This window comes from Acinetobacter sp. 8I-beige, from assembly GCF_902505955.1.
In the GTDB taxonomy this organism is placed as follows: Bacteria; Pseudomonadota; Gammaproteobacteria; order Pseudomonadales; family Moraxellaceae; genus Acinetobacter; species Acinetobacter johnsonii.
In genome coordinates, this window is record NZ_LR732792.1 from 359,765 (window position 1) to 371,907 (window position 12,143).

Consider the following 12,143-nt stretch of genomic DNA (forward strand, 5'->3'; position numbering starts at 1 on the left):
CTCTGATTTTGAATAGTTTTTATGTTTATTTATAGGTCTGTTTGATTCTAATAGCTTTCATGCAAATGTCATTAATTATTTATTTGAAAGGATATACTGCATTTAGATAAAGTGTGAACTGCATAACAATTCGATTGAGATAAAATGCAAATTTAAAATCAAGCAAAAAAAGAAGCGGCTATGTTTTTTGCAAGTGACAATCAATTTCGCTGGGATTAAACTAGTCCAACTTAATAACAACCGAGTGGGAAAGGGAATGCTAACAGCTCAAGAAGCTTTAAGCCGTCTAAAACAAGGTAACCAACGTTTTGTAGCGGGTGAGACAACCCACCATAAGCAATTGTCTCACCAAGCACGAGCAGAGATGGCGGAAGACCAAAATCCATTTGCCATTGTACTGGGATGTTCTGATTCTCGTGTGCCTGCAGAAATGGTCTTTGACCAAGGTTTGGGTGATCTGTTTGTTATTCGTGTTGCAGGAAATGTAGTTGCACCTTCACAGGTTGGCAGTGTTGAGTTTGCTGCTGAGCGTTATGACTGTGCGGTAGTTGTGGTACTTGGTCATAGCCACTGTGGCGCGATTCAAGCCACCATAGACACTCTGATGAACCCAGATAGCCCACCTTCTGCAAACTTGATGTCGATTGTAAACCGTGTACGTCCTTCGGTTGAAACCTTGATGCAAACTGAACTGAAACATGACTTATGCAAACTGTCTAAACACGCGGTGCGTTCAAATGTATTTGCCTCTGTAAATCAGTTACGTCATGGCTCAGCTGTGCTTGAAAGCTTGATTGCTAAAGGCAAGTTACAAGTGGTTGGCGCTGAGTACTCACTTGAAAGTGGTGAAGTGGTTTTTTTTGACTTCTGATCAGCGAATATGATCAGAATAAAAGGCGCTTTATAAAGCGCCTTTTATATAGGGATAAGCTAAATTTAATAAAATAGGCTGTGCCTTGCCATTTGGATGGACCAGATCTTTTTGCATCAAGCTTTTATTTCCCGCTACACCTTCCAAGAAGAAGGGCAGTAATTTAACTTTGTATTGTTGACTGACCACTTTGTAATTATTTTCAAATGCCGTGCTATAGGCTGTGCCATAGTTTGGTGGCATTTTCATTCCCAAGACAATCACAGTGGCATTGGCTTTTTGACTATGCTGAATCAATTGCGCTAAATTTTTTTGAATCATCTGAGGTGGCTGGCCCCGTAGTCCATCATTCCCGCCAAGCTCAATCACCACCACATTTGGCTTATGCGTTTGCAACAGTTTGGGTAAACGAGCCAAAGCGCCACTGGTGGTTTCACCACTCACACTGGCATTGACCACTTTGTGTTGTTTCGGATACTGTTGGTCTAATCGTTTTTGCAGTAAATTTACCCATGCTTGCTGTGGTTCTATGCCATAACCTGCACTAATGCTATCTCCTAAAACCATCACGGTTTTTGCAAAAACCCAAGTGGGGCTTAGGCACAGTGCAAGCAAAACCAAGTATGAACTGATACGTTTTTTAAATTTGCGATTTTGCACGAATATTTGCATATAGGGATGTTATGACCCAAGTTCACAGTGATGTAAACATCATGCCACAAGTGATTATTTCTGCCCAGCAACTGACACAAAAGATTAAACTTCCGCAAAAAGAACTGACCATTTTCTCAGATTTGAGTCTGAGCATCGCAGCAGGTGAACAAGTCGCAATTACAGGACGTTCAGGCTCAGGAAAGTCTACCTTACTGGGTATTTTGGCGACCTTAGATCAGGCTAGCGGTGGTGAGCTAATCGTTTGTGGTGAAAGTATTTCCAAGCTCAACGAAGAACAGCGTGCGAATGTGCGTTTGAAGCATATTGGCTTTGTGTTTCAATCCTTTCAACTGCTGCCACACCTGACTGCTGTTGAAAATGTGATGCTGCCGTTACGGCTTCATGCATCATTTAACTTCGCTGAAGCTGAGCAACGCGCTTTGAGTTTATTGCAAAAGGTTGGATTAGAGCGACAGGCCACCCAAACACCGAAGGTACTTTCGGGCGGGGAGCAGCAGCGCGTTGCAATTGCTCGCGCGCTGATTGCTGAGCCAAAAATTATCTTTGCCGATGAGCCAACAGGAAACTTAGACAGTCAAACTGCGAGAGAAATTGAGCAGCTATTATTTCAATTGAACCGTGAGTTGGGTACGACCCTGATTTTAGTGACGCATGACCATACGCTTGCAGAACAGTGCCAGCGTCATTTTGAATTACTCGATGGTCAGTTGATCGAACATCCTCGATCGGGAGGATGAAAATGAATTCTCTATTTCAGCCCTTACTGAAGCAAAGTTTTAAAAGTAGCGGTGTGTATTTATTGATTATTGCGTTGATTCTCGCGATCAGTGCAACGACCGCGCTGAAGTTTAGTAATGAGCAAATTCAAAATGCTGTAGCTCTGCAAGCCGCTGAGATGCTAGCAGGGGACTTGGTTTTAACGGACAGTCAAAAACTCGACCCGAAATGGAAAGCACAAGCGACAGCTCTTGATTTAAAACAATCCGAAGTGACGGTCTTTAGTTCGATGGCATATACCGATGATCAGTTTGTTATGGTCAATGTTAAAGCCATCGATCAAGCCTTCCCTCTGCGCGGAGAGTTACGTATTCAGCCTGCGGCGAAGCATATTGCTTCGGGTGAAGTGTGGTTGAGTCAACGTGCTATGGATTTGCTACGGGTTAAACTGGGCGATCAGCTGAATATTGCAGACGGTACTTTCAAGGTGACAGGCTTGATTGAGCATGACTCCAATCAAGAGTTAGGCTTTTCTGGGTTCTCGCCGACGGTGATTATTTCTGAAGCGGATATTGCCAAGACCAATGCCATACAAGTCGGTAGTCGTATTGACTATCGTCTACTGATGGCAGGTACAGCACAAAATACCCAGCAGTTTGAAGCAAATTTTAAGAAGCAAAATGCAGCACCTATGGACGTAGATGCCGCAGCTCAAAGTGTCAATGCTGAAGAGCCACAAAACAGCTTACGCTTACGCAATGCCAGTGAGGGCAATACTCGCTTAATGAAACCAATTGCAAACTTAGACACTTTTTTGCAGTTGGCGAATATCTTAACGATTTTGCTGTGTGGAATTGCGATTGCTTTGACCAGTCAGCGCTTTGTGCAACAAAACCAAGATCACATTGCCCTATTACGTTGTATGGGGGCTGCGAAGTCACAAATTCTCTGGGCTTACCTCAGCTTGTTGGGTGTGGTGTTCTTGCTTGCTATGCTGGTCGGGAGTGCAGTGGGTGTGGGGCTGGGCTATGGCCTGTTACAGCTGATGTTACAACTGATCCCACACTTAAGTATTGCGTTTTCAGCGTGGGATATGTTGCTCGGGCCAATTCCGATTGCCATGTTGACCAGTGCCGTAGTGCTTCTAGGTTTTGTCTTACCGAGTTTTTGGGAACTTTTGAATACTCCACCGATCCGTGTCATTCGCAGTCAAGAAAAATCGGTTTCGTCTATGTTTTGGATGCTGCTCGCAGGAACGGCAAGTCTGGTGCTGTTTAGTATCGTTCTGACTGAAAACATGGTACTGACAGCCATGGTCATTGGTGCGATTATTATTCTGTGTACAGTGCTATACAGTGTGGTCTGGCTGAGTTTGAAGTTTATCCGTAGCTTGAAAAATGCGGTTTCTGCCTATGTTCGCACACCTTATCAAACTGCATTTCAGATTACCGCTTTGGCTTTGGGGCTCAGTTTAATTACGGTCTTAGCCGTGCTACGCACTGATTTGCTAGAACGTTGGCAGCAGCAAATTCCTGCGGGAACACCCAATCAGTTTGTATATGGCTTACCGCCCTTTGACATGCCTGAGTTAAAAGCACAAATTGAGCAGAACCACTGGAACAGTACGCCGCTCTATCCCAATATTCGAGGTAGACTGATTGCCAAAAATGGACAACCTTTTGCTGCGGATTTGGTGAAGCAAAATAATTCCTTACGCCGCGAGTTAAATCTGACACAAGCAGACAGTTATCCTAAAGATAATGTGATTATCTCTGGCGCATCAAACCTGACAGAAAAAGGACAAGTTTCGGTAGAAGCCAATACTGCAACAGAGCTTGGGATAAAAGTAGGGGATCAACTGACCTTTAGCTTACCAGAGGGCGTTATTCACGCCAAAGTGGCAAACTTACGAACTGTAGAATGGGAAAGTTTTAGCCCAAACTTCTTCTTTATTTTTGCGCCCCACACTATGGATGAAAATGCGGGCAGTTATTTGGGTAGTTTCTATGTACCCGATTCTGACAAAGCGAAATTGGTCAGCATTATTCAGCAATTTTCCAATACCGTCTTTATTGATGTCAGTTTAATTTTAGATGAAATTAAGCGCATCGTGACGGTGCTGGTACAGATTGTCACGATCCTTGCAGTTTTAGTGAGTATTTCAGGTATTCTGGTTTTAATTGCTTGCCTGAACTTACTCATGGATGAGCGAAAGCGTGAGGTGGCGTTGTTACGTTCATTTGGCGGTTCCAAGCAAAAACTCAGAACCATGCTCAGTCTAGAAATTGGCTTTATTGGTTTTATGGCAGGTGTGGTTTCTTGCTTATTTGCTGAAGCGATAAGTGCGGTAGCATGTTATCGCATGGGCTTAGCCATTCAGCCACACTGGGAAATCTGGCTCATTTTAACACTGTTCATGACCCTACTCTGCGCGCTGATTGGTCGTTATCGCTTAAGTTATCTCAGTGATATTCCACCTTTACAAAGTTTGAGAGAGATCAATCAATCGTGATTGATCTCTTAATACGTTAAGCGTTGAATTTTAGAAATTGAGCTGTTGACGCATCATCATTAACACTTCTGACCATAAGGGTTGAATATAGACCACAAGGTTTTGGCAGTGTAAGTAAAACCAATAAGAACCGCAGGCCGCCAAAACAAGGCTCAGCGGCATAATCCAACGCTGCTGCATTTTTTGGGAGAGATACCAAAGTGCCGCCAAAACAGCACCCATCAACATGCCGCCAATATGTGCGGCATTGTTAATCCCTGAAATCATAAAGCCCATGGCTAAGTTGATGCCCATCACAATGAGCAAAGTCTTTTTATCTAAAATAAAACGTTGCTGTGGGAGCATCGGCAGTAGCGATAGAACCGTCAGCGCTGCGCCCAGCCCCATGACGGCACCTGAAGCCCCTGCACCGACACGCGGTAAGAGTTCAGGGTTTGCTAACCCAACACGAATCAGTTCATAACTGTCTTGAATGGCAATATAACCACTGAGCAAGCTACCCATGAGACCCGCAAGAACATATAGTGCAAGAAAATAGACACGTCCAAACATTTGCTCCAGCACACTGCCAAAAATATACAACGCCCACATGTTCAACATCAGGTGAACCAAGCCAAAATGAAAGAACATACTGCTCAATAAACGCATCGGTTCAGCCAAGAAGGTGAGCGGTGCATAGTCTGCTCCCCAGCGTATGGCATCAGCCGTACTTGGATTGCTGACATCCATGCCATGCAGGACTTGCCAAAAAAACAACCCAACATTCACGGCAATAATGACGGCGGTAATCCACCATAAATGTACGTCAAATTTTGTTTTGATTTGCGGAGGTGTAAGCTCGGTCATGCTATTCTTGCTAAAATTTTGCTATATTTGCCCAAGCTTAGCATGAATAAAAATGATTTTTGGAGTAAGCCACTGGCATGAAAGCTTTTATTGTTCGTAGTTTGTTAGTCGTTGTCAGCTTAGTGCTTTTGGTACAGTTGTGGATTTTTGCAAGCCTAGCGTGGTGGCGTTACAAGCCAGTGGAAACCACCATGTTTATGCGGATTGATTATTGGTCTGAGCCATCTAAACCCATTCAACACGAATGGCGTGATTATGACGAGATCAGTGAGTACATGAAAAAAGCCATTGTTGCGGCTGAAGATGGTAAATTTATGCAACATCATGGTTTTGACTGGGATGGCATTCAAGCGGCGCTTGAACGTAATAATGACACGGGCAAAGTGGTTGCGGGCGGTTCAACAATTTCTCAGCAATTGGCCAAAAACTTGTTTTTATATAACAAGCGTTCATTCATTCGTAAAGGTCAAGAAGCTGTTGCAACTTGGATGATGGAACGGATGTGGAGCAAAGAACGCATCTTAGAGGTATATCTGAACTCGGTGGAGTTTGGCGATAATATCTATGGCGTCGAAGCTGCGACCCAACACTACTTTGGTAAAAGTTCACGTAGCTTAAGCCGAGAGCAGGCGGTCTTTTTAGCGGCTATTTTACCCAATCCGAAATACTACCAAGACCATCAAAATGACCGTAAGTTGCAAAACCGTGAGCGCATGATTCGAAAGTATATGCGCTATAGCGATATCCCTTAATTTGATTGATGTGAAAAAGCCCAAATTTATGGGCTTTTTTTATGAAATTGTCACAAAATTGAAGCATACTTATCATGATAAAACGCATTCAAATAATCAAAGGTTAGCTATGAATACGGCAGCAAGCACATCTCCGATACTACAACCTGAATACGCGTATAACGATCGCTATATTAACCGTGAGTTATCGATATTAGATTTCCATTTACGTGTATTGGAACAAGCCGTAGATCCTTTACATCCGCTGTTAGAACGGATGAATTTCTTACTGATTTTTTCACGTAACTTGGATGAGTTTTTTGAAATCCGTGTTGCGGGTGTCATGGAGCAGTTGGATCTGGGCAATGAATGCCGTAGCCCCGATGGCTTAACCCCACGCCAAGTACTCGACCAAATTTCGCAAACTGCACATGCTGCAATTGAACGTCAGTATCGTATTCTCAATGATGAAATTCTACCGAAATTGCGTGAGGAAGACATTTGCTTCTTACGCCGTGGGGAACTGACGCCTGCACAGTCTTCATGGGTAAAGAAATATTTTCAAGAACAGGTCGCACCTGTCTTAACACCGATTAGCCTTGACCCTGCGCATCCATTTCCGCGGTTAGTGAATAAAAGTCTCAACTTTATTGTGACTTTGGAAGGAAAAGACGCATTTGGTCGTCAGATTGATTTGGCCGTTGTTCCTGCACCACGTTCATTGCCACGTGTGGTTCGTCTACCGGATGAACTCACAGGTGGAAAAGAGCATCATGTGATGCTTTCAGCTATCATCCATGAGCATGTTTCTGACTTGTTCCCAGGGATGACAGCAACAGGCTGTTATCAGTTCCGTGTCACACGGAATGCTGATTTGGCGCTCAACGAAGATGTTGAAGACTTAGCCAAAGCACTGAAAGGTGAGTTAAGTTCACGTCGTTTTGGACGAGCAGTACGTTTGGAAGTTACACAAAACTGTCCAGAACATATTTATAACTACTTGCTAGATGAATTTGATCTGCATCAGGAGCAGTTGTATAAAGTCGAAGGACCTGTGAACTTGGCGCGTTTATTGTCCAATTTTAAACGTCCACATCTACGGTATGACGCACATATTCCTGTTATTCCTAAAGTGTTGAAAAAGTCGGAAAGCATGTTCTCTGCAATGCAGAAGCAGGATATTTTACTACATCATCCGTTTGAGTCTTTCGCACCTGTGATTAACTTGTTGCGTGAAGCTGCACGTGACCCACAAGTGTTGGCGATTAAGCAAACCCTCTATCGCAGTGGTGCAGACTCTGAAATTGTACAAGTCCTAGCAGAAGCGGCGCGTAATGGTAAAGAAGTTACCGCGGTGATTGAGCTGCGTGCGCGTTTTGATGAAGAGTCAAATATCGAAGTGGCAAATGTGCTACAAGAAGCGGGTGCTGTGGTTGTTTACGGCATTGTGGGCTATAAAACTCATGCCAAAATGATTCTTGTGGTACGCCGTGAAAATAATAAACTCGTTCGTTATGTGCACTTGGGAACGGGTAACTACCATGCGGGTAATGCACGTATTTATACCGACTATGGTTTGCTTACGACCGATAAAGAGTTGTGTGAAGATGTACACCGTATTTTCCAAGAATTGACAGGTATGGGGAAAATGGCGAAGCTGAAAAAGCTACTTCATGCGCCATTTACGCTCCATGCTCAACTGATCAACTTTATTGATGATGAAATTGCCAATGCGAAAGCAGGTAAGAAAGCGCAGATTATTGTGAAAGTGAATGCACTAACCGAAGTGCAACTAATCAATAAGCTGTATGAGGCATCACAAGCAGGTGTACAAATTGATCTCATTATTCGTTCAATTTGTTGTCTACGCCCGGGCTTGCCAGGGCTTTCGGAAAACATTCGTGTACGTTCGATCGTGGGGCGCTTCTTAGAACATACGCGTGTTTTCTATTTTAGTAATAATGGCGATTCGCGTATTTATGGTTCGAGCGCCGACTGGATGGATCGAAATCTATTTAATCGTGTTGAGGCATGTTTCCCAATTGAAGATCCAGCTTTGAAAAAACGTATTTATCAGCAAGGGTTGTTGACCTATTTGCAGGATAATCAACAAGCTTGGTTACTACAAGGTGATGGAACTTGGCTTCGTGCGACGCCAGCTGAAGGCGAAACCGAGCATAATGCGCAGCGTTATTTGCTAGATGTGATTAAATAACTTTAGAGGGATGCTTGGGTCTAAAAAAGATTCAGGCACAAAAAAAGGAGTCATGTTTGACTCCTTTTTTATGCACTAAAATAAGCTTAGTGCAGATTTTGAGTAATTTTTTGCAGGATTTGTAATAGCACATCAAATTCGCTTTGTAGCGGGGTGCTTTTACGTGTCACCAAAGCTAAGATACGGCTTGGAGCAGCTTCAATTTGTTTGACCATCAAATCTGGATTCGCTTTAATCATATTGGTATGAATTGCGATTTCAGGTAATAAGGTAAAACCAAGATCAGCCGATACCATTTCCACAAGGGTTGGTAAAGAACTCGCTTTTAAACGATGGTCATTCTTACGTTCACCAATTGGGCAGGCACTTAAAGTGTGGTCACGTAAGCAGTGGCCTTCTTCAAGCAACATTAAGCGTGAAAGGTCTAAGTCATCCAGCGATTTGGCTTGGCTTGCGATATCTGATTTATTGCAGACCAAAAACAAACTTTCTTTTGCGACTTCAGCAACTTTTAAGCCACGTGTATCAAAAGGTAGAGCCAAAACGACCATGTCTAAATTGCCATGTTCGAGTTTTTCTACAATTTTCTCACTTTGCGCTTCGTGTAAATGCAATTGAATTTTAGGGAGTTGCTTATGCACTTCATCTAACAATTGCGCCAGAATAAATGGTGCAATGGTTGGAATAACACCTAGATGTAAATCACCAGTTAAAGGCTCGCTCATTTCTCGGCTTAAACGCATCAGGTCTTGAGCATCTGCCAGTAGAACACGAGCACGAGCAACGACTTGCTCGCCTAGAGGAGTTAAGCGCACATTTTGGCGATCACGCTCTACAAGTACGCCACCGAGTAGGCGTTCAAGCTCCATAATCCCGCCCGACAAAGTCGATTGGGTTACAAATGAACGGCGTGCAGCTTCAGTAAAATGCAGCGTTTCTGACAGTGTAACGAGATATGACAGCTGTCTTAAGGATGGTAATGCAGCCATAGTGTCCTAATGATTATGATTTAAAGTGTTGTGCAAATAATTCGCTAAGATTTGGAATGAAGTGCGGTGGGATATCATGCCCCATTCCATCAATTAATTCAAATTTAGCGTCCATAATTGCCTTTGCAACGGCCTTTCCGTGACTAGGCGGGAGTAAACGGTCTCGCGAACCGTGTACCACAAGGGTCGGTTGTTGAATCTGTTTGTCCAGTTGCAATAAAGAACCTGTACATAATATTGCTAAAAACTGTTGAAGTACACCCGCAGGGTAATAACTTCGGCGATATAATTTGCGAGAAGTCTGAATTGACTCGATTGGATTGTGATAATCAGGCGAGCCAATGATCTTAAACACTTTCAAAGAGTGGCTTACAATTCCTTCTTCATCGGTCGATTCAGGTCGCCCAATTAGACTAAAGAGTTGCTTTGGAAAAGGCGGCGGCAGTAAAGGTTGGTTGTTACTGGTGAACATTAGGCCGAGCTTTTTGACCTTCTGTGGATGACGTGCTGCTAGAATTTGCCCAATCATACCCCCCATGGATGCACCAATCACATAACTTTCATCTAAACCTAAACGGTCTAAAAGCAGTGCCACATCGTCAGCCATGTCATATAAGTCATAAGGTGCACCACGGTTATCTAAACCTAAAGCAAAACGACCCATCAGTTTGAGGGTGTTTAAGCGTGGACCTTGATGTTTAATTTTTGAAGATAAACCAATATCTCGGTTATCAAAGCGAATGATACGAAAACCTTGATCAATCAGAGATTTACAGAAGAAATCAGGCCAAAATAAGAGCTGTGCTCCTAAGCCCATGATCAAAACAATGGTCGGATGATGGTCTTCGCCACCGATTTCGACATGGAGTTCAATACCATTGCCTAAGTCGACTTTGGTTTCGCGCATGAAAGAGGTATAGGGTGAAAGATTATATTGGAGTGCGCTATTCATTATTGTAATCCTCACATAAAGGACATCTATTGTTATAAATGTCCTTTTATTTAAACTCTAAATCTGTGCTGGAATCAAGTCTGGAACCAGTTTTGTTAATGCTAAGCGTTGTTTCGCTGCGGTTGCACCGAGCAGTACGAAGCCGCGAAGTGTACCTTGACTGTCTAGGGCTTTGGCAATCATGCCATCGTCTAATTCCTCAGTTTCCCAGTTCACCTCTGCATCGATTGGCGCAGGCAAAACAGTGAGCGGCGCAGCGGGTGTTTTAACGGCTACAGGCATAGCAGGGTAATGCACCGCAGTGGTCTCACCATTTAAGGTTTTGGCTAAAGCGCGTGCTTGTTGCATGATTGGCATCACATAAGGTAGCAAGAGTCCGTTCACTTCAGCACAATCTCCGACAGCGTAGATATGCGGCTGATTGGTCTCAAGTTGTGCATTGGTCAAAATGCCACGACTGGTTTGAATATCTGCTTCTTTTGCCAGGGAGATGCTCGGTTGTAAGCCAATCGCAGATAAGACTACATCTGCAACCAAAGACTGACCATTGGCCAAGGTCACAACATAGTCACCATTTTCAATTTTAGACACTTTTTCAACTGTAGTGCCAAGGACAAAATGAATACCCGTTGCTTCAAGGTTTTCTTTAAAGGCACTTGAGACATGCGCTGGCAATAAACGGCCCAAAGGCTGGTTTGCCAAGTCGATGACGGTAGCTTGATGGCCTGTATGTTGTAAATCATTGGCAAATTCGCAGCCGATGAGACCTGCACCTAAAATGACTACACGCTTGTCTGCACGTTTTTCAAGTTCTGCACGGAAGGCTTTATAGTCGTCTAGATTGTTGACAACTTGAATATCATTGCTTCCATCACCAGCAATGGCTAAGCGAATTGGGTTTGCACCTACCGCTAAAACCAATTGAGAGTAGGGCTGTGTAGATTCAGCGCCATCTTTAACAAGAGTTAACTGCTGTTGTTCAGCATGAATCTCTTTCACCCAAGTATGCGTGGCAATTTGCATTTTCAGTTGTGTTGCCATTTTCTCTGCATCACCCAAAGCAATCTGTTCAGGCGCTTTGTTGGCAACAAAGGCATTGGACAACGTTGGTTTGGCATAATTAGTCGCATCATCTGCACATAGCATAAGCAGCTCTTGTTCAGGGTTCAGCTTGCGAAATTCACGTGCTACAGCATAGCCTGCCATACCTGAGCCAATGATGACGATGGGATGCATAAGGTTCTCCAGAGATTATTTTAAAGACGTAAAAAAAGACCATGCTGCATGGTCTTTAACACTATGAATTAGATTTCAACCATTTCAAAATCGATTTTTGACACGCCACAATCTGGGCAAGTCCAATCGTCAGGGATATCGTCCCATTTTGTTCCCGCCACGATGCCATCTTGTGGCCAACCTTCTGCTTCGTCATAAATCCATCCACAAACGATGCATTGATACTTCTTCATTTGACTCTCCAAAACGCTGAACAAGAAAGGGTTCAGCAAAATAATCCATTACGCAAGCTGCTATTCATCTGAGTTGTTAGCATACTTCGCTAATCTAAATTTTTACGCAGTTCTAATACGAATGTAAAGTAAATATCGGAGTTTAATGATTGAATCTATCTGCTAA

The 12,143-nt window shown here is 43.4% G+C and carries 11 protein-coding genes; 5 read left to right on the plus strand and 6 right to left on the minus strand.

Translation table 11 applies throughout. The annotated features are described in order from the left end of the window. Window positions 1–256: 256 nt before the first annotated feature. On the plus strand, window positions 257–871 hold the full coding sequence (locus GVX98_RS12040) for a carbonic anhydrase (protein ID WP_004981036.1): 615 nt from the start codon (window positions 257–259) through the stop codon (window positions 869–871). 30 nt (window positions 872–901) lie between these two features. On the opposite strand, the gene GVX98_RS12045 is transcribed toward GVX98_RS12040, so the two are convergent. After that, window positions 902–1,543, minus strand: a complete 642-nt coding sequence (locus GVX98_RS12045) for an arylesterase (RefSeq protein WP_159128205.1) — start codon at window positions 1,541–1,543, stop codon at window positions 902–904. 11 nt (window positions 1,544–1,554) lie between these two features. Between GVX98_RS12045 and GVX98_RS12050 the strand changes: the two genes are divergently transcribed. Together GVX98_RS12050 and GVX98_RS12055 are read left to right on the plus strand one after the other, a co-directional pair. Continuing rightward, window positions 1,555–2,283 (plus strand): ABC transporter ATP-binding protein, encoded by a 729-nt coding sequence (locus GVX98_RS12050; RefSeq protein WP_004981034.1) that lies wholly within the window; start codon window positions 1,555–1,557, stop codon window positions 2,281–2,283. Between the two features lie 2 nt (window positions 2,284–2,285). Continuing rightward, complete coding sequence (locus GVX98_RS12055) at window positions 2,286–4,775, plus strand: ABC transporter permease (protein ID WP_159128206.1); 2,490 nt, start codon at window positions 2,286–2,288, stop codon at window positions 4,773–4,775. 30 nt (window positions 4,776–4,805) lie between these two features. On the opposite strand, the gene GVX98_RS12060 is transcribed toward GVX98_RS12055, so the two are convergent. After that, window positions 4,806–5,621: a rhomboid family intramembrane serine protease gene (locus GVX98_RS12060; RefSeq protein WP_159128207.1), complete on the minus strand. Its 816-nt coding sequence runs from the start codon at window positions 5,619–5,621 to the stop codon at window positions 4,806–4,808. A gap of 77 nt (window positions 5,622–5,698) precedes the next feature. Between GVX98_RS12060 and mtgA the strand changes: the two genes are divergently transcribed. Next, window positions 5,699–6,373 carry a monofunctional biosynthetic peptidoglycan transglycosylase gene (mtgA, locus tag GVX98_RS12065; protein WP_159128208.1) on the plus strand — a complete coding sequence of 225 codons (675 nt, stop codon included), beginning with the start codon at window positions 5,699–5,701 and terminating at the stop codon, window positions 6,371–6,373. 109 nt (window positions 6,374–6,482) lie between these two features. Further along, window positions 6,483–8,567 (plus strand): polyphosphate kinase 1, encoded by a 2,085-nt coding sequence (ppk1, locus tag GVX98_RS12070; protein ID WP_159128209.1) that lies wholly within the window; start codon window positions 6,483–6,485, stop codon window positions 8,565–8,567. 86 nt (window positions 8,568–8,653) lie between these two features. Here ppk1 and oxyR read toward each other — a convergent pair whose 3' ends face one another. The 4 genes from oxyR to rubA all read right to left on the minus strand — a co-directional run bounded on the left by oxyR (window position 8,654) and on the right by rubA (window position 11,977). Further along, on the minus strand, window positions 8,654–9,556 hold the full coding sequence (gene oxyR / locus GVX98_RS12075) for a LysR family transcriptional regulator OxyR (RefSeq protein WP_058869206.1): 903 nt from the start codon (window positions 9,554–9,556) through the stop codon (window positions 8,654–8,656). A gap of 13 nt (window positions 9,557–9,569) precedes the next feature. Beyond that, a complete protein-coding gene (locus GVX98_RS12080) occupies window positions 9,570–10,508 on the minus strand; it encodes an alpha/beta fold hydrolase (RefSeq protein WP_159128210.1) in 939 nt (312 codons plus the stop codon). Between the two features lie 57 nt (window positions 10,509–10,565). Further along, window positions 10,566–11,744 (minus strand): NAD(P)/FAD-dependent oxidoreductase, encoded by a 1,179-nt coding sequence (locus GVX98_RS12085; RefSeq protein ID WP_159128211.1) that lies wholly within the window; start codon window positions 11,742–11,744, stop codon window positions 10,566–10,568. A 68-nt stretch (window positions 11,745–11,812) separates the two neighbouring features. Then, complete coding sequence (rubA, locus tag GVX98_RS12090) at window positions 11,813–11,977, minus strand: rubredoxin RubA (protein ID WP_004694381.1); 165 nt, start codon at window positions 11,975–11,977, stop codon at window positions 11,813–11,815. Window positions 11,978–12,143: the final 166 nt, after the last annotated feature.